The following is a 19342-nucleotide window of genomic DNA, read 5'->3' on the forward strand; positions in this document are numbered from 1 at the left end:
AGAAGCAAGAATCAAGACTATGGGTAAACATAATTTCAAAAAACTTAAGATTTGGCAAGAAGGAATGGTTTTGGTTGAGGAAACATATAATATGATTAGAGAATTTCCTACTATGGAAAAATTCAATCTAGTCTCCCAATTGATTCGTTGTGCTGTTTCAATTCCTTCAAATATTGCGGAAGGCACTAGCAAATCATCAAATAAGCATTTTAATAAATATATAGAGGATAGTCTAGGCTCAAGTTTTGAGTGGGAAACACAATTGATAGTTGCCTTTAACCAGCAATATATTTCCGATGAAAGATTTGAATTTTTAGAGCAAAAAATCCAACAGTTACAGAAAATGATTTCAAGGTTTCAAGATGGTTTGAAATAAGTCCTGATTCTTGTCTCCTGAATCTTAAATCAATAAAAAATGAGCACAGAAACTACAAACAAAGAAATTTTGAGAGGAGGTCAATTCTTGGTCAAGGAGACCAAATGCGAGGACATATTTACCCTTGAGGACCTCAACGAAGAACAAAAAATGATGCGCGAAAGCACCAAGGAATTCGTAGACCGCGAACTTTGGGCCCATTGGGAACGCTTTGAGAAAAAAGACTATGCCTATACCGAAGAATGTATGCGAAAGGCAGGCGAACTTGGCTTATTGAGCGTAGCGGTACCCGAAGCGTATGGCGGTATGGGAATGGGGTTTGTGTCCACCATGCTGGTTTGCGACTACATTTCTGGCGCCACTGGCTCATTCAGTACGGCGTTCGGCGCGCACACAGGGATTGGCACCATGCCCATCACACTCTACGGAACCGAGGAGCAAAAGCAAAAATATGTACCCAGATTGGCCACGGGCGAATGGTTCGGAGCCTATTGCTTAACAGAGCCAGGAGCTGGTTCCGATGCCAATTCTGGTAAAACAAAGGCCGTACTTTCGGATGATGGCAAATATTACAGCATCACAGGACAGAAAATGTGGATTTCCAATGCTGGATTCTGCAATCTGTTCATTGTTTTTGCCAGGATTGAGGACGATAAGAACATTACAGGTTTTATTGTCGAAAATGACAAAGAAAACGGAATCAGTTTTGGTGACGAAGAAAAGAAATTGGGTATCCACTCCTCCTCTACCCGCCAAGTGTTCTTCAATGAGACCAAGGTACCTGTTGAAAACATGCTTTCCGAAAGAGGAAATGGATTCAAGATAGCCATGAACGCCCTTAATGTGGGCAGGATAAAATTGGCAGCAGCTTGTTTGGAAGCCCAGCGTCGAGTTATCAACGAAGCAACCAAATACGCTAACGAACGCATCCAATTCAAGACCCCTATAATAAACTTCGGTGCCATCAAAGCAAAGATTGCAGATATGGCCACCAACGCTTATGTGGATGAAGCTGCATGTTATCGTGCTGCCAAAAATATCGAGGACAGAATTGCCATTCGCGAAGCAAGTGGCAATTCCCACCAAGAAGCAGAGTTGAAAGGTGTTGAGGAATATGCCATTGAATGTTCCATTTTGAAGGTAGCCGTTTCCGAGCACGTTCAGCACACCACCGATGAGGGTATTCAAGTGTTCGGGGGAATGGGCTTTAGCGCCGACACCCCGATGGAATCTGCGTGGAGAGATGCCCGTATTTCCAGGATTTACGAAGGAACGAACGAAATCAACCGCATGCTCTCCGTAGGCATGTTGGTGAAGAAAGCCATGAAAGGTCATGTTGACCTTTTGGGTCCTGCTACCAAAGTGGGTGAAGAGTTGATGGGAATTCCATCATTCGACACCCCAGACTATTCGGAACTGCTTTCAGAAGAAAAAGATTTGATAGCACGATTGAAAAAAGTATTCTTGATGGTCGCTGGTAGCGCTGTTCAGAAATTTGGTCCCGATTTGGAAGAACATCAAATGTTGCTGATGGCCGCTTCCGATATCTTGATTCAAATCTATATGGCAGAATCCGCTATCCTAAGAACGGAGAAAAATGCAAAACGCTTTGGTGAAGAAGCTCAAGCTACACAAATCGCAATGTCGAAATTGTATTTGTACAGAGCGGTCGACATCATTCAGCAAAAAGCCAAGGAAGGTATTGTTTCCTTTGCCGAGGGCGATGAACAACGAATGATGCTGATGGGCCTAAAACGCTTCACCAAGTATACAAACCAACCCAATGTTGTGAAACTTAGAACGCAAATTGCCGACAAAGTTGCCGCAGATAACGGGTATACCTTTGACTAATTCAAATATTTGTTGGGATGCAAACCCACTAGGATTTGAGAACGCCCCGATCGGGGCGTTTTTTTTGCTATGTATTTACTTGATGGATTCCAGTATGCGCTCGTCCTTTTGCTTTGTGGAGAAATTGATTGCACATTCAATAAGGGCCAAATGCGAGTACGCTTGTGGGAAATTGCCCAACAAACGTTTTGTCTTAAAATCGATGTCCTCGCTGAACAATCCCAAATGGTTGCTGTAGCTCAATAAACGCTCGAACTGCTCCAAAGCCTTTTCTTCCTCCCCTATTTTGAAGAGTGCATTGATAAACCAGAACGTACAAATGGTGAAAGACGATGATGGCAATCCGAAGTCGTCCTCGTTTTTATAGCGGTACAAAAGACCATCATTGCTCAAGCCTTCCTCAATAGCCTTTACAGTACTCACATATTTTGGGTCACGGGCATGGATAAAACCATAAGGTTCCATCAATAGTACGGATGCATCCAAATGGCGGGATCCATACGACTGTACAAAAGCATTGATATCGCTGTTCCATGCATTTTCGTGGATATCATCCTTAATTTTCTGCTCAAGGGCCGTCCAACGCTCCAGTTTTCTGGTTTTCCCGAACATGTTCGCGACCTTAATGGCCCTGTCCAAGGCAACCCAGCACAGGACTTTGGAGAAGGTAAAGTGCTTGTCCTCACCTCGGAACTCCCAAATACCTTTGTCAGGTTCTTCCCAGTGCTTCCCTACGATCCAAACAATACCTTTGGTAATGCTCCAAAGTTCCTCCACGTTTTCAATATCGTTGCTGAAATTCTTCAACTGCTCATAGATCACATCCATCAAAATGCCATAAATATCATTCTGACGTTGCTTGTAGGCCGCATTGCCCACACGGACAGGTTTAGACCCTTTGTATCCATCAAAATGGCTCAAAGTTCTTTCGGTCAATGTTTTTTCCTTGTTGATTCCGTACATGATCTGGAGCTTTTCGTCCTTGTCCGGCATCAAATCAATAATAAACTGAAGGTACCGCTTGGCGGAGTTCTTGTGCCCAAGTTCGGATACCACCTTGATTACCATTGAGGCATCCCGAATCCAACAAAAACGATAGTCCCAGTTCCTGACCTCGCCAATGGTCTCTGGAAGCGATGTGGTCGCAGCGGCCAACACGGCACCAGTCTTGTCGTACGTCAACATCTTAAGCGTAATGGCACTACGAATTATTTGGTTTTTGAACTTTTGATAATCGGGTGTCTTTGCGGACCAATCCAACCAGTACACCTTCGTGCGCTCCAATTCCAACCCCATTTTTTCGGTGGTCGGTTTTAATATCTTCTCATTATAGCGAATCAGGAAGTAACCATCCTCCTTCAGTGTTATTTCATGGCCTTCCAGAATGTCTTCCTTGTCAAATGAAGTGTATAAAAACAAGGTGTCATATTTTAATTTATGGGTAAGGCTGGCGATAAAATCTTCCTTGATGTAATGCTTGGTCTCTCCCAAACCATATTCCAACTTGGGATTATAGATTACCGAAAATTTAGGCGTTCCCGAAATGTATTTAACGTAACGGATAATCTCGGGCTGCGCTTTGTATCTTCCGTTCATTTTATGGTGACGGGGCATAAAGTCATGCAACTCGAACACATTATCGCCTTCTGAAAAACGAGTAATCAAAATTGCGGTATTGCGATAATATTCCTGTTCAATGCTGTAGTCGCCTATCGGACGTATTTCAAAACTGCCTCCTTTTTGCTCATCGAGCAATTTTGCAAAGATTGAAGTAGAGTCAAATTGGGGCAAACAGCACCAATCCATGGAGCCTTCTTTGGAAATCAATGCCGCACTCCTGCAATTTCCTATAATTCCGTAATTCAAGTTGTCCATAGGTCAAAATTTCTCAAAAGGGTTAGAATGAATTGGTTTTGCGCTCGAATTTCCCGAATTTTAAAGAAACAAAAAATTAAAATACGTCAAAAATTATCCTTTTATGGGCAAAACTATCATAATCTCAAATCGATTACCCGTTCAGTTACAAATTAGCAATGGAAAACTCAATGCAATACCAAGTGTTGGAGGTTTGGCCACAGGAATGAAATCTGTGCACAGTGGAGGCGAAAGTCTATGGATCGGTTGGTCTGGACTAACGGACGAAGAAACGCCAGAAGAACTGGAAGATGACATAGACAAGGCCCTAAAAGAGCATGGCTGCGCCAAAGTAAAGTTGAATGCCGATGAAATTGATGGATTTTACTACGGCTTCAGTAATAGAACCATATGGCCGTTGTTCCACTACTTTTTGAAGTATTCCGAATTTGAACTGAATTATTGGGACACCTATAAATCAGTAAACCAAAAGTTTGCCGATGCCATCATCGAAAATTCGGATGAGGACGATACCATTTGGATCCACGATTACCAATTGATGCTCGTTCCACAAATGGTGCGCGAAAAACGTCCCGATACCACTATTGGCTTCTTTTTACATATTCCTTTCCCGTCTTTCGAAATTTTCCGAACCCTGCCTTGGCGTGAAGAGATTTTGGAAGGACTGTTGGGTTCCGATCTTATCGGCTTTCATACCTACGACTACGAGAGACATTTTTTGAGCTCTGTACGAAGACTGATAGGTCTGGATGTAAGCTTCAATGAGATTTATTTGGACAACAGAGTTATTAAAGTGGATTCGTTTCCTATGGGAATCGATTATAAAAAGTTTAGGGATGCCGCCGTGTTGCACGACTCTAAAAGTGAGGACGAGCGAAGCGATTTACAGCTCCGTTTGGACAACCACAAGGCCTCAACACCAGATGCAAAGCTCATTCTTTCCATAGATCGATTGGATTACAGTAAGGGGATCGCAAAACGCATCAATGCATTTGAATATTTCCTTCAAAAATATCCAGAATACAAAGAAAAGGTACGATTGATCATATTGGCCGTGCCCTCGCGTTCCAACGTGCCCCAATATCAATTGCTAAAAAGAGAGGTCGATGAATTGGTAGGCCGAATCAACGGGGAATTGTCCACGGTAAACTGGACCCCCATTTGGTACTTCTATCGTTCCCTGCCCTTTGAAAGCTTGATCGACCTATACACATCCAGCGATATTGCCTGGCTGACCCCGCTTCGTGATGGAATGAACTTGGTGGCCAAGGAATACATCGCCACACGTACCGACAAGTCTGGTGTGCTTATCTTGAGCGAAATGGCAGGTTCGGCGTATGAAATGAACGAGGCCCTATTAATCAATCCGAACAATTTTGAGCAACAAGCGGACACTTTGAAGAGAGCCTTTAACATGCCCTTGGAAGAGCAAGTGTCACGAAACACCTTTTTACAGAAAAGATTGGAACGCTATAATGTAGAGGTTTGGGCCAATGAATTCATGAATGCCCTCAAAGAAAAAAGAGATCTGGGCAAAGCGTTTATTTCCGAAAAAATGTCCTCCGAAATATTATTGTCCATCCAAGAAGCCTATGCAAAATCAAAAAAACGGCTGTTGTTCTTGGATTATGATGGAACTCTCGCTGGCTTCCACAAAGATCCGCAACAAGCCTCGCCCGATGAAGAACTTTACGAACTCTTGGACGAACTGAACGCTCAGGAAAATACTACCGTATTTTTAATAAGCGGAAGGGACAAACAAACCTTTGGACGTTGGTTCTTGCCCAAAAAATACAATATGATCGTGGAGCACGGCGTATGGATTTCCCGAAATGGAGAGGATTTTAAGATGTTGGAACAGGTAAAGGGCGAATGGATGGACAAAATACGACCAGTGCTCGAGTCCTTCGTGGACAGGACCCCAGGCTCGTTCATCGAAGAAAAAAACTACTCACTGGCTTGGCATTATCGCAACACCGACCCCGATTTTGGAACAAAAAGGGCCACAGAGCTCAATACAGTGTTGCGTAGTTTGATCGGTAATGACGATATTAGTGTATTGAACGGAAACAAGGTCATGGAAATAAAGAGCAGCAACGTGAACAAAGGAAGGGCTGCCACTCGTATGTTAAGCGAAGATGATTACGACTTTGTTTTTGCCATTGGCGATGATTGGACCGATGAATTTATGTTCCAAGAACTACCCGACTCGGCAATCACCGTTAAGGTCGGGCTCAAAAAAACACAGGCCAAATACCATGTGGAAAACACCGCTAGGGTAAGGCAGCTTTTAAAACGTTTCACAAAACCATGATACAAAGGTTTTTTATTATTTGCTTTCTGTTGGCCTATGGCCAAGGATGGGCACAGGCCGAAACAGAGGTCTATCTTTTTGATTTGGAACTGAATAATGGAAAACCCCTTTTGACCAACCCCAAAAACATTTCCAATAACCCAGGATATGACAATCAACCTTCCTTTTGGGACGACGGCAGTGTTTTGTTCGCTTCGACCAGAGAAGACCAAACGGACATTCTTCAATTTAATGTAAATGAAGGAAGCACTTCATCATGGTTGACCTACACTACGGCGGGCAGTGAATACTCACCCCTACGGATTCCAGGAAAGAAGGCAATTTCTGCCATTCGCTTGGATGTGGACGGTCTTCAACGTCTTTACGAATATGATGTTGAAACCAGCAAATCAACACCGATATCCGACCTAAAGATAGGATACCACGTTTGGTTCGACGATCATATACTGGTGGCTACGGTATTGGTTGAAAATCGCATGGACCTTGTTGTTTTGGACTTGGAAGAAAACACCCAGAATACGGTTTACGAAAATGTAGGGCGTTCATTGCATAACATACCCAATTCCGATTTGGTCAGTTTTATCGGCAAAAAGAACAATGCCTGGGAAATTCTTTCCCTAGACCCCTTAACGGGCGAATCCAAAAAAATTACCAACACCTATGGCAAAGAAGAGGATATTTGCTGGTTGGATGAAAATACCGTCATTACGGGAGCTGGCAAAAAGCTCTTAACTAAGGATATTGGCTCGGAAGATGGATGGGAGCCCATTATTGAATTTGATCAGGAGGAAATCAATAACATTAGCCGAATAGCTATCAGCCCAAACCGTAAAAGATTGGCTTTTGTTGCGGAGGAATCTGTAGCAAAGATCATTCAAAAGCAAGTGAGGGACTTTAATCAGCGAGATTTGGATGGTTTTGTCTCTTGCTTTGCTGAAGATGTCCTGGTCACACGTTTTCCGAATGAGAAAATGTATCAGGGAAATGGTACGATGAAGGAGAACTACGAACGCTTTTTTGAAAATGTGGAATCATCGAGCGTAGAAGTGGTCAATCGAATTATTTTGGGAAACACCGTAATCGACGAGGAAATTACCAAAGTGGATGGTAGGGAAGGACATCAGGTGGCCATTTACCAGATTGAAAATGGACTTATCGCATCGATGACCTTTATTTTCCCTGATGGGCCCTTGACCGATGCGGAAAGTATTGTACAAGAACAACTGGATGCCTACAATAAACGGGATATTGATGCCTTTGCGGATACCTACGCCGATTCCATTGAGATATTTGAATTCCCCAATAAATCGATGGCAAATAGCAAATCCATGCTCAAAAAACAGTACGGTCCATTTTTTGAGAACACCCCCGATCTTCAGGCCAAGATCAAAAACAGAATAGTAATCGGGAACAAGGTAATCGACCATGAAATGGTTACGGCCAATAGCATGGAATTCAAGGCCGTTGCCATTTACGAAGTGGAAAGCGGGGAAATTACCAAGGTAACCTTTATCAAATAACCATTATGAAACTTCCGCACAACATCAGCAGAATTGAAGCCTTTAGCGACGGGGTCTTCGCTTTTGCAGCAACGCTTTTGGTCGTGTCCGTAGGAACGCAAGCGGAGAATTCCATACTCCAAGTGGATTGGATGGTATTTTTAAGTTTTGGGGTCAGTTTTTTTGCCTTGGTCGGGCTGTGGTCGGTACACTACAATTTCTTCCGACGCACCAATTATATGGACAATATGATCATTGGCCTCAATGCGGTTCTCCTGTTTTTGATACTCTACTACATTTTCCCAATAAAATCCCTGATCAATTCATGGACTGGGACCTTACAGATCAATGCTGAAGAATTTTCATCACTCTTCCAGCTCTACAGTCTCGGCTTTCTATTGATATTTACCTGCTACGCATTGATGTATTGGAGGGTGTATAAGAAAGCTGGCAAAAGTACATTGCAACATTTGTTTTACGCCCGACATTTTGGGCTTTTTATGATTGTTGCCCTCATCTCCATCATTTTTGCCAAATTTCATTGGGGACTAAATTATGGACTTCCAGGGATTGTCTACATGCTTCTGGGTCCTTTTTGCTATTTTCACGCTGTATACTTTCAGAAAAAAACCAACGCTTTTTAACATGAGAAATATTTTACTTGCACTAGTACTTACTTTCACTTCTTTGACTTATTCCCAAACCGATACACGGCTGTACGACATCATCAATTCCGTATCCGCAGAACGTATTGAAAGTGATGTGACCACGCTGGTCAATTTCGGCACAAGACACACTCTGAGCGATACCGTTTCACAAACAAGGGGAATTGGCGCTGCCAGACGATGGATTAAATCGGAATTCGAAAAAATCTCTTCGGACTGCAATGATTGCCTTGAAGTCTTCTATCAAAAAAACTTGATAGAGGAAGGCGATAATGCCCGAATCGTAAAAGATGTGGAAATTGTGAACGTGGTCGCCATCCAGCGAGGGACCAAATTTCCAAACAGATTTATCATCATGAGCGGGGATATTGACTCCCGTGTCAGCGACCCTACCAACTATACTTCGGATTCCCCTGGAGCCAACGATAATGCCAGCGGAATGGCAGGTACTATTGAAGCATCCCGTGTGTTATCCAAATACAAGTTCGAGAGCAGTATCATTTACGTTGGACTTTCGGGCGAAGAACAGGGCCTTTATGGCGGTAAGGGATTAGCGGCCTACGCCAAAAATCAGGGATGGGATATTGTGGGCATCCTTAACAACGATATGATCGGAAACATAACAGGAGTCGATGGCGTTGTGAGCAATAGGGACTTTAGGATTTTCTCCGAGCCCGTTCCCCCTACCGAAACCGAACAAGAGCGCAGGGCACGCCGTTTTTATGGTGGCGAAGTGGACGGGATTTCCCGTCAGTTGGCGCGCTACGTGTACGAAACCACCAAAACCTATATGCCCGAAATGAACCCGATGATGATCTACCGATTGGATAGATTTGGCCGCGGCGGACATCACAGGCCTTTTAATGATGCTGGATATGCTGGTGTTCGTATTATGGAGGCACATGAAAATTATACGCAACAACATCAAGATATTCGCGTAGAGGATGGCATTGCCTACGGAGACGTTTTGGAACACGTTAATTTTGAATACGCCAAAAAGCTGACCGCCGTAAATGCCATTACCCTTGCATCCATTGCATGGGCGCCACCCGCTCCCGAAACTGTTGAAATCGGTGGAATTGTGGAACCCAGTGCCAAACTTCGATGGAGCAAGGTCGAGGGAGCCGTAGGGTATAAAATATATTGGAGAGATACCACTTCCCCTACTTGGGACAATTATAAATACGTCGGAGATATTAGCGAGCACACCTTGGAAGGTATTGTCATCGACAATTACTTTTTTGGCGTTGCTGCTGTTGGCAAGGATGGACACGAAAGTCCCGTGGTTTTCCCAAACAAGGTTTTTAGGTAATAAAAATTCATAAATGAAACAAGCAACCCTGATCATTGCTCTTTTAGTTGGAGCATGGGCCATTAATGCCCAAGAATTTACCAGACAAGACTCCCTTCGTGGGAGCATTACCCCAGAACGTGTATGGTGGGATTTGAATTATTACGATTTGAACGTAAAAGTGGAACCTTCCAAAAAGTTTATCTCTGGGTACAATGTGGTCAGATATAAGGTGCTGAAAGAAGATAAAATCCTTCAGATTGACCTGCAGGAACCCATGAAGATTGAATCCGTTGAACAAGACGGTAAAAAGCTGAAGTTCTCCTCTGAGGGAAATGCACATTTCATCAAACTAAAAAAGAGGCAGATTCCTGGAGATTTCAACGAATTGAAAATTGTATATTCTGGATATCCAAGAGAAGCGGTGAGAGCTCCTTGGGACGGTGGTTTTTCATGGAAGGAGGACCCCAATGGCAATCCTTTTGTCGCCACTTCCTGCCAAGGACTTGGAGCAAGCGTTTGGTGGCCCAACAAAGACCATATGTACGACGAAGTGGACAGTATGCGCATCAGTGCCACCGTTCCGAAAGATTTGATGAATGTCTCCAACGGGCAATTGGAAAGCATAGAGGACAAAGGGGATTTCAAAACGTACAATTGGGTGGTCAAAAATCCTATCAACAATTATGGCGTAAACGTAAATATTGCGAATTACACCCATTTTGGTGAAGTCTACCAAGGTGAAAACGGGCCGCTACAGTTGGATTACTACGTGCTGCCTGAAAATTTGGAGAAGGCCAAAAAGCAATTCGCCCAAACCCCAATGATGATGCGCGCTTTTGAACATTGGTTTGGCCCATACCCCTTTTATGAGGATGGTTTTAAATTGGTTGAAGTACCCTATTTGGGCATGGAACACCAAAGCTCCGTAACCTACGGCAATAAATTTGAAAATGGCTACTTGGGCCGTGATCTATCGGGTACGGGCTGGGGACTACAGTTCGATTTCATCATAATCCACGAGGCGGGACACGAATGGTTTGCCAATAACATCACCTATAAAGACATTGCCGATATGTGGGTACACGAAGGATTTACCGCCTACTCGGAGAACCTGTACCTCGACTATCACTTTGGCAAAAAAGCATCCGCTGAATATGTTATCGGTACCCGCTCCAACATTCAAAACGACCGTCCGATCATTGGCCCGTACGGCGTAAATAAAAGCGGTTCTGGGGATATGTATTACAAAGGTGCCAACATGTTGCATACACTTCGCCAATTGGTAGAGGATGATGACAAATGGCGTCAAATTTTACGAGGGCTCAACAAGGATTTTTACCATCAGACCGTTACATCCGAACAAATTGAAAATTATTTGAGCGAAAAATCAGGCAAGGATTTATCCGCTTTCTTTGATCAATATTTACGTACCACCATGATTCCCATCTTAGAATATAAGCTTGATTGGGAATCCATCAGCTTTAGATACGTAGACATTGTGGATGGTTTTGATATGCCCATCAAAATTGTTGTAGATGGTTCGGAAAAGTGGTTGTTCCCGAATGCTACATGGCAAACTGAAAAATTGGAGGGAAACCAAGTTGATTTTGACAAAAACTTCTACATCGAGACCAAAAAAGTATAACCTTAAACTTTTAGACAAAAAAAAGGCTCCGCTAATGCGGAGCCTTTTTTTTATTTGCTTGTATTATCTTCTTAATTGAACTGTACCTGTGTCAGTGCAAACGGGCTTGCCTCTTCACCTTCGGCCTTATAAGTAAGGTATAGCTCAGGTTGTACCCCATCCGTTTTCTCGATAGGTATCACAATGGCACTACCTTGACCGCTAAGTCCATTTGGATTCAGTTGTCCTGTTCCGAGAACTTCGCCATCAGGAGATCCTGCCCTCAACTCCATGGTATAACCAATGCTTGGAGGCTCTTGCCATCCTACCATTACCATCAACCTACTTACACCGGTCAGGTCGGTATCTCCAATTTTCAACCATCCTTCGGTAGCGTTCAACAGCTGCAGCTGCATTCCGCCAAAGGCCATGGCCTGCATACCTTCCGTTGGGGTTCCATCAGGGAACGACATGCTGTTGCTTGCCAATACCACCGTTTTGGAACCTGTCAAAGGCAATGCCTCGTCGGTACCTTCGTCGGTGTAACTTGCCGTTAACAAGAACACTTCCCCACTCTCCTTGGCCTCTGGAGTAACGGAGCCCGAAAGTGGAAGTGATTGTTTTTTGCCATCTCCCGTTAAAGATTGAATGTATTGTGTAATCTGTCTTGCTTCCATTTGAGAAACATTCGGATGTGCAGGCATTACCACTTCTCCCCAAACTCCAGAACCACCTGCAATGATTTTCGCCATCAAGTAGTTGGTGGAACGTCGGTCTCCCTTATATTTTTCAGAAACCTCAAGGTAGCTTGGCCCAATGGATTTTTCATTTTCCTTGTGACAGGACTTACAATCCAAGCTTTGGGTCAATGCCTTGCCCATAACGGCACCTGAAACTTGTTGGTGTCCCAAGTTCATGTTCACCTCATCCATACCCGAACGGTACTCTACAGAAACATATACATTGTCCTCATTTACCTCGCTATCAGCATCGGTAACGTTAACCTTGTAATTGATAGGCTGTCCAGGAATATAGAAGGATGTATTCGCTTGATCCATATCAATATTCACGACTGGCCTTACATTTCCTGCCACAATGGTCTGGTCGGTACTTGATACCTCCTCGCCTGCAGGATCTTTAACCGTAACGTTCAATTTGTATGCTCCAGCTTCATCGTAAGTGTAAGTCAAGGTAGGTTCAGTGGTCTCTTTGGTCGTACCATCGCCCAAATCCCAAACATAACTCATGCTATCGCCTTCCCTATCATGAGCTTCAACAGTGGCCGTAACGGAAAGCGGCAAAGAACCAGAGTCGTTATCCACGATAAAGCTATCGATTACAGGGGCACGGTTTCCGCCGTTATATTCAATATAGCTCAACCCACTGTCCGGGTTTGCAGAGAACCATCCGCTACCATATTCCAATAGGTATACGCGTCCATCAGGACTCATCTCCATATCTATCAAATTGCTCAGTTCGATATCCGGGGCAAACGGCTCCATTTTGTTTACCGAACCATCTTCAAACAGGTGCAGTGCCATCATCCAACCTCTCATCCAATCGTATATGATGACTTTTCCATCATAATATGATGGCAATCCGCCGCCATTTGGATACAAATCTGACCAATACGTTGGTCCGGCCATGGCATTTCTTCCCCCTGAACCCAATTGTGGGAAATCTTGGGTTTCACCATAATGATAATATGCATACGCTGGTTGTGCCGGTGGCAATTCGGTCAACCCCGTATTGTTCTTGGAATCGTTGATGGGTTTATCTGGATTGAAAAACCTTCCGGACTCCCCTGTTTCGTAGTTGTACTTGTTATAAGCGAAGTTATCGCCGATGAACATTGGCCAACCGTAGTTACCTGGTTCACGGGCCTGGTTCATCTCATCGTAACCCCTTGGGCCACGGGTCTGTAAACTATCTGCACGAGCATCAGGACCAACATCTCCCCAATACACATATCCACGTTTTAAATCCACGGAAATGCGATATGGGTTACGGTGACCCATGGTATAGATCTCTGGGCGTGTTTTTTCTGTTCCTACGGGGAATAGGTTCCCTTCTGGAATATCATAACTTCCATCTTCGTTCACCTTGATCCTTAAAATTTTTCCTCTTAGGTCATTGGTGTTCGCAGATGAACGTCTTGCATCAAATTGTTCCTTTCCGGGAATATCGTTCAGCGGAGCGTAGCCATTGTTTACATATTTGGCCTCGTTATCGTTGAACGGGGTTGAGTTATCACCGGTTGATAAATATAGATTCCCATCCGGCCCGAAAGCAATGGAACCTCCTGTATGACAGCATATCTCACGTTGGCTATTCAACTCAAGAATAACCTGTTCGGATTCCATATCGAAGTTGCCGTCCTTATACTTGAAACGTGACAAACGGTTGATCCATTTGTCCCCAGTAGGCGCATAGTAAACGTAGATCCAATTATTATCCGCGTAATTGGGGTCTTTTTGCAATCCCATTACACCTTCTTCCGCATTTACACCCGGAGTTTCCAGTGTTTTATGGTAAACATCCAAAAATGCCACTTGACTGATTTCTTTGGTCTCATCGGAATATAACATGATCTCTCCCCTACGCTGGGCCACCAAAACGTCGTTGTTTGGAAGTACCGTCATTTCGGTAGGCTCGAAAAATTGTCCTGTTGATAGCACCACTTTGCTAAAACGGTCCGCCTCCGGAGGCATTTGGGAACTTGCCTTGGCATAATCCAATTCCAGATTTTTACCGATGGCATAATTGATTCCTCCCAATACATGCTTTAAGAACAACTCTTCGGAATAGCTTTCGTCCGTATGTCCTGCAGCGGTGTAAAAAGCACGTCCGCCATCAAATTCGTGGTACCATGCCATGGGATGATAGTCGCCATTTTGGCCACCTTCATATGTGGACTCGTCAACGGTCATCACAACATTGATACCGTCGTAAATATTTTTGTAGTTGTATAGTTCATCGGCACGGTGCCAAATGGTATCCGTGAAGAATTCGGTCGACGGATGATTTTTATCTTTAATGATAAAATCCGCTTCCGGTGTACCTGCCGGGTGGCTTAAGAATTGAGCTCCGACCAGTTTATTGTACCAGCCCCAATCGTATTCAGTGTCGGCAGCTGCGTGAATTCCCACGTAACCCCCACCTGCTTGGATGTAGCGCTCAAAAGCTGCTTCTTCCCGTGCATTGAGAACGTTTCCTGTGGTACTCAAAAAAACCACTGTGGAATATTGGGTCAAATTTTCATCGGTGAACAATTCCCCATTGGTTGTGGTATCCACAACAAAATCATTCTCCTTGCCCAATTTTTCGAGTGCTGCGATTCCTGCCGGGATAGAAGCGTGTTTAAAGCCCATTGTTTTTGAAAAAACGAGAAGCTTAGGTGACCCTTTACGCTTTTTGTCACACCCAACAAGAACAAAAAGTAGGCATAAAGCCCCTAAAATGTAATTCTTCATGTGCATTGATAATAGTTGAAATCTTAAAATTTAGTTTTAATAATTAGCAGATAGCCAATTAAGTGGCAATATAATTACTATTTTATTGAAATCGCGTTTCTATTGTCTCAAATTGTAAAAATAACCCTGTGAACAACATAATACGGCACACAAAATGCATCTGGGCCATTAGTTTTCAAGTCATTATTATAAAAATAGCGAAGGCTTACTTACCATAATTTCTGTGGTATATAAATGCTGCTACTCCTCCGACCAAAGCAAAGGCGCTCAGCATCCAAAACACGTTTTGATGTCCGATTTCTTCGCCTGGGTGCGCGTCCAAAAGCATGCCGTAAGCAGGACCTGCAAATACATCAGGAGTATAGCCCACCAAGGAAATAAGCCCTACTGCCGTACCCGTTAAAACCAATGGTATTTTGCCAACGTGCATAACACCAAAATACAAGGCTCTTATACCATATACTCCAGCAGCGATAATAACCACCGAGAGAAAAAACAAAAGTGTGGTTGTCGGGGCAATAACCCCACTTGCAAAGAGCAAGCCGCCTACTAGGGCCAACATAAAACTTACGACCAAAAGCCACGTAATCTTTAATCGATCGGCAATCAACCCGAAGAGAATCCCTACGGTCGGTCGAAGAAATTGTAGCAAGGTTCCCACTTTGGCCGATTCCACTTGGTTGTACAACATCACCTCCTCTGCATATTGTGAGATGATATCCGTGATTTTGTAGCCTACATAACCACATAAAATAATCACCATAAGCAACCAAACCGATGGCAATTTCAATACTTGTTTGATATCCTGCCAAGAAATGTGCTCAAGAATCACCTTTTCTTCGTCTACATCTGTTTTCATAAAAAACCAGACCAGAATTCCTATGAGTATGATGATTATGGAAGCAGAATAAATAACATAGGTAAAGGCTTCCTTTCGGTCATTAAGGTCGGCAACTTCGGGAGACTCGGATAAAAAGAAAGAAAATACCACTACCCCCAACAAACTGAAAAGCCCTCCCGTAAGTCCTCGCCCACCATCAAGAAAACCAAAGGCTTTTCCTTGCGAGTTGGTGCCTCCCCAAATTCTTGTGGCCTTTATCATGGCGGCCCAAAACAAAAAGATGGTCGTAAAACCCCACCAACCATAAACCATCTGCAGCACCCACATGTCCGGGTATTGAGCAAATACGAACCCGCCCAAAGCGGTCATCCATAATGCAATAGCTATCAATTTTCTGGGTTGGTACTTATCGGCCAAAGGTCCTCCCAACACATAAGAAACCATGGCAACCAAACCGTAAACGGAAAAACAGAGTCCCAACTCTACATTCTCCAATTCCAGAACATCCAATACGGTGGGCCTAAAAACCCGAGGGAATACAAAAGGAAGGATAAAGATGGCTTCACCCGAAAGAATCAATAAGAATAAATAGAACCAACTTGGCTTAGCCTCTTTCAAAAATTTGAATTTGGTTAAAAATCACTAAAAAAATTGGAAAAACCCAGAAGCATGATCAATAAAAAATCAGGTATCTTTAAGGATTCAAAATCAACCACAAATGACCCGATCACTCCTATTATGCCTTTTACTATTAATTGTTAGCTGCAAAAAGAAGGCCGTAAACCAATATGACTTGGCCATTACCAACGCACAAGTCATCCATCTGGAAACTGGAAAAATTGAAAAGCAAAACATACTTATTTCTGCGGGGAGAATTGAAGCTATCGAACCTGTGGACTCTAGTAATTTTAAGGCTGATTCCACCATCGACGCCTCTGGAAAGTATGTATTGCCAGGGTTTTGGGACAATCATATCCATTTAAGGGGAAGTGACAGCTTAATCAAAAACAACAAAAACTTTCTAAAACTGTTCATTGCCAATGGCATTACCACGGTTCGTGATGCGGGCGGCGACCTCACCCATTCCGTTATGGACTGGAAAAATCAAATTGAATCAGAAGGGTTGGTTGGTCCAACAATCTTTACCGCTGGACCAAAAATAGATGGCCCCAATAGTAGATGGGCAGGTTCCTTGGAAGTGGAATCGGAAGATGATGTTGTCCAAGCATTGGATTCGCTAGAATCTTTAAACGTGGACTTTGTAAAAATTTATGACAGTAGAATTTCACCTGACAACTACTTGGCGGCAATAGGGGAAGCCAAGAAAAGAGGATTTACCGTTTCTGGGCATATGCCGTTCACTGTTACCTTGGATGAGACCATAAACGCAGGGATGGATGGCATTGAGCACCTCTACTACATCATGAAAGGCTGTGCCAGCAATGAAATGGAAATTACCGAGAAGCTGAATCGGGGTGAAATTGGCTTTTGGGATGCTATGCCCGCCCTTATGGAAGGTTATACGGACAGCACTGCGCACAAAACCTTTAATACGTTAAAAGAAAATGATGTTTTTGTAGTTCCGACCCTTCACATTGGCGAAACATTGAGTTATATGGACGAGGTGGACCATAGTAACGATGCCTATATTCAATATATGGGTGATGGTATCGTTCAAACCTATCAAGGCAGAATACAATCAGCATTAAATTCATCCGAAGAGGCCAGGGAAAACAGAAAGCGATTGGATGCTTTTTTTGGCGAATTGGCGAAATCGCTCGATTCTGCAGGAGTTCAATTGTTGGCTGGGTCGGACAGCGGAGCGTTCAACTCTTATGCCTATCCTGGTATTTCCTTGCACAAGGAATTACAGGCCATGGTAGAGAACGGGATATCACCTCTTAATGCACTGCGAACCTCTAGCCCAAACGGAGCAAAATTCTTAAGTCAAACGGATGATTATGGGGGAATTTCCAAAGGAAAAGTCTCCGATTTGGTCATTTTGGATGCCAATCCATTGGAAAACATCCAGAATACCCAGATGATTTACTCCGTGATCAAGGGAAATCAGGTGTTTTCTAAAAAACAACTTCAGGAATTATTGAAGAACTCAGTGATGGATTAATTCCAAAAACAACAACCTCAACATGCAATCAAAGTACATATTCCTTTTAGCTCTTGCCCTATTAGTGAACACGTTGCAATCACAGACCCTATTCGTACCAGAACGTGTTTTTGATGGTAAGGAAATCCATAACGGTTGGGTGGTGGCTATTGACAGCAACCGAATTTCTTACGCTGGCCCGTTAAGTAACTTGAAAAGAGCCAGCACCTACACCAAAAAAGAATTAAAGGGCATGACGCTAATGCCAGGGATTATTGAAGGACATTCCCATTTGCTGTTGCACCCATACAACGAAACAGAATGGAACGACCAAGTTCTGAAGGAATCCCCCACTGAGAGGGCTATCAGAGGCTCCGTTCATGCCAAAAATTCATTGATGGCAGGCGTCACGGCCATGCGCGACTTGGGTTCGGAGGGAGCAGGTTATACCGATATCTACCTCAAAAAGACAATTGACGACGGTATTATTCCAGGCCCGCGTACTCTAATGGCAGGTCCAGCCATTGTGGCAACAGGCGCTTACGGTCCAAAAGGGTTCCATGACGGTGTTACAGTGCCTCTCGGTGCCGTTCCCGTGAGCGGTAGGGACAATGCCATCAAAGAAGTGAGAACTCAACTGGGCAACGGGGCCAACTTCATAAAAATATATGCGGATTACCGCTGGGGCACGGGAGAGCCCTCCCAACCCACCTTTTTACAGGAAGAAATAAACGCTATGGTTTCTGCAGCCACCACAGCTGGTCGCTATGTGGTGGCCCATGCCAGTACCCCAGAAGGAATGAGGCGCGCCATTTTGGGCGGTGTGGAAACCATTGAACACGGCGATGGCGGTACGGCTGAAATCTTTAGTTTGATGAAAGAAAATGGAGTAGCCCTTTGCCCTACCCTTGCCGCTGGAGATGCCATATCGCAATATCAAGGTTGGAAAAAAGGTGCCGAACCCGACCCAGAACGAGTGGCAAAAAAGAAAAAATCCTTTCAACTGGCACTGCAATCAGGGGTTGATATTGTTTTTGGTGGTGATGTTGGTGTATTTACCCACGGAGAAAATTATCGGGAACTGGAACTTATGGTTGCCTACGGCATGGAACCCATCAAAGCCTTACAGTCCGCAACCTCACTGAATGCAAAAATTCTTCATTTTGATGAACTGGGAATGATTCAAAAAGGATACTTGGCAGATATCATTGCTGTTGAGGGAAATCCTGTTGAAAACATTTCTCAAATGAAACACGTAAAATATGTGATGAAAGATGGGGTCGTTTACAAGGATGAATAAGCTACGCTGTCCCTTCACACTTCATTAACATCCTTTTAAGAAATGAGGCAGGGGTTTTTGGTATCTTTAGGCGACCAAAAAATGACCGTGCTTGTCCGAAGTATGCCGTTATCTGGTCAAAGCTAA

Annotated in this window: 12 protein-coding genes; 9 read left to right on the top strand and 3 right to left on the bottom strand. The window is 43.7% G+C overall.

What is annotated here, in order from left to right; translation table 11 throughout:
- Positions 1-19: 19 nt before the first annotated feature.
- Together SD449_RS04345 and SD449_RS04350 are read left to right on the top strand one after the other, a co-directional pair.
- Positions 20-376: a four helix bundle protein gene (locus SD449_RS04345; protein ID WP_318309005.1), complete on the top strand. Its 357-nt coding sequence runs from the start codon at positions 20-22 to the stop codon at positions 374-376.
- 39 nt (positions 377-415) lie between these two features.
- The gene (locus tag SD449_RS04350) at positions 416-2227 is read left to right on the top strand and encodes an acyl-CoA dehydrogenase family protein (protein WP_318309006.1); all 1812 of its coding nucleotides are present in this window, start codon (positions 416-418) and stop codon (positions 2225-2227) included.
- A 75-nt stretch (positions 2228-2302) separates the two neighbouring features.
- Here the strand turns inward: SD449_RS04350 and SD449_RS04355 are convergent, their stop codons facing one another.
- Positions 2303-4102, bottom strand: coding sequence for a glycoside hydrolase family 15 protein (locus SD449_RS04355; RefSeq protein ID WP_318309007.1), 1800 nt, complete (start codon positions 4100-4102; stop codon positions 2303-2305).
- 103 nt (positions 4103-4205) lie between these two features.
- Here SD449_RS04355 and SD449_RS04360 point away from each other — a divergent pair, with 103 nt between their 5' ends.
- From SD449_RS04360 to SD449_RS04380, 5 genes are read left to right on the top strand one after another with little or no spacing between them, the layout of a single operon-like run.
- A complete protein-coding gene (locus SD449_RS04360) occupies positions 4206-6416 on the top strand; it encodes a bifunctional alpha,alpha-trehalose-phosphate synthase (UDP-forming)/trehalose-phosphatase (protein ID WP_225604749.1) in 2211 nt (736 codons plus the stop codon).
- Entirely contained in the window at positions 6413-7936 is a 1524-nt protein-coding gene (locus tag SD449_RS04365) for a nuclear transport factor 2 family protein (RefSeq protein ID WP_318309008.1), read from the top strand. The genes SD449_RS04360 and SD449_RS04365 overlap by 4 nt, the downstream gene beginning before the upstream one ends.
- A 5-nt stretch (positions 7937-7941) precedes the next feature.
- Positions 7942-8559: a TMEM175 family protein gene (locus SD449_RS04370; RefSeq protein WP_318309009.1), complete on the top strand. Its 618-nt coding sequence runs from the start codon at positions 7942-7944 to the stop codon at positions 8557-8559.
- A gap of 1 nt (position 8560) precedes the next feature.
- Positions 8561-9892 carry a M28 family metallopeptidase gene (locus SD449_RS04375; protein WP_318309010.1) on the top strand — a complete coding sequence of 444 codons (1332 nt, stop codon included), beginning with the start codon at positions 8561-8563 and terminating at the stop codon, positions 9890-9892.
- A 13-nt stretch (positions 9893-9905) separates the two neighbouring features.
- A complete protein-coding gene (locus SD449_RS04380; RefSeq protein ID WP_318309011.1) occupies positions 9906-11519 on the top strand; it encodes a M1 family metallopeptidase in 1614 nt (537 codons plus the stop codon).
- Positions 11520-11590: 71 nt separating this feature from the next.
- On the opposite strand, the gene SD449_RS04385 is transcribed toward SD449_RS04380, so the two are convergent.
- Together SD449_RS04385 and SD449_RS04390 are read right to left on the bottom strand one after the other, a co-directional pair.
- The gene (locus tag SD449_RS04385; protein ID WP_318309012.1) at positions 11591-14977 is read right to left on the bottom strand and encodes a ThuA domain-containing protein; all 3387 of its coding nucleotides are present in this window, start codon (positions 14975-14977) and stop codon (positions 11591-11593) included.
- 199 nt (positions 14978-15176) lie between these two features.
- On the bottom strand, positions 15177-16430 hold the full coding sequence (locus tag SD449_RS04390; protein ID WP_318309014.1) for an MFS transporter: 1254 nt from the start codon (positions 16428-16430) through the stop codon (positions 15177-15179).
- Between the two features lie 100 nt (positions 16431-16530).
- On the opposite strand from SD449_RS04390, the gene SD449_RS04395 reads away from it, so the two are divergent.
- Entirely contained in the window at positions 16531-17937 is a 1407-nt protein-coding gene (locus tag SD449_RS04395) for an amidohydrolase family protein (RefSeq protein ID WP_318309015.1), read from the top strand.
- Between the two features lie 22 nt (positions 17938-17959).
- The gene (locus SD449_RS04400; RefSeq protein ID WP_318309017.1) at positions 17960-19216 is read left to right on the top strand and encodes a metal-dependent hydrolase family protein; all 1257 of its coding nucleotides are present in this window, start codon (positions 17960-17962) and stop codon (positions 19214-19216) included.
- Positions 19217-19342: the final 126 nt, after the last annotated feature.

Origin of the sequence: Flagellimonas crocea, assembly GCF_033441595.1 — a bacterium.
Taxonomy (GTDB): Bacteria; Bacteroidota; Bacteroidia; order Flavobacteriales; family Flavobacteriaceae; genus Flagellimonas; species Flagellimonas crocea.

Excerpts from the sequence above, each read along its gene's own strand:
- SD449_RS04400 (WP_318309017.1), top strand. The coding sequence starts at position 17,960 with ATGCAATCAAAGTACATATTCCTTTTAGCTCTTGCCCTATTAGTGAAC.
- SD449_RS04345 (WP_318309005.1), top strand. The coding sequence starts at position 20 with ATGGGTAAACATAATTTCAAAAAACTTAAGATTTGGCAAGAAGGAATG.
- SD449_RS04380 (WP_318309011.1), top strand. The coding sequence starts at position 9,906 with ATGAAACAAGCAACCCTGATCATTGCTCTTTTAGTTGGAGCATGGGCC.
- SD449_RS04360 (WP_225604749.1), top strand. The coding sequence starts at position 4,206 with ATGGGCAAAACTATCATAATCTCAAATCGATTACCCGTTCAGTTACAA.
- SD449_RS04375 (WP_318309010.1), top strand. The coding sequence starts at position 8,561 with ATGAGAAATATTTTACTTGCACTAGTACTTACTTTCACTTCTTTGACT.
- SD449_RS04395 (WP_318309015.1), top strand. The coding sequence starts at position 16,531 with ATGACCCGATCACTCCTATTATGCCTTTTACTATTAATTGTTAGCTGC.
- SD449_RS04385 (WP_318309012.1), bottom strand. The coding sequence starts at position 14,977 with ATGCACATGAAGAATTACATTTTAGGGGCTTTATGCCTACTTTTTGTT.
- SD449_RS04365 (WP_318309008.1), top strand. The coding sequence starts at position 6,413 with ATGATACAAAGGTTTTTTATTATTTGCTTTCTGTTGGCCTATGGCCAA.
- SD449_RS04370 (WP_318309009.1), top strand. The coding sequence starts at position 7,942 with ATGAAACTTCCGCACAACATCAGCAGAATTGAAGCCTTTAGCGACGGG.
- SD449_RS04355 (WP_318309007.1), bottom strand. The coding sequence starts at position 4,102 with ATGGACAACTTGAATTACGGAATTATAGGAAATTGCAGGAGTGCGGCA.
- SD449_RS04350 (WP_318309006.1), top strand. The coding sequence starts at position 416 with ATGAGCACAGAAACTACAAACAAAGAAATTTTGAGAGGAGGTCAATTC.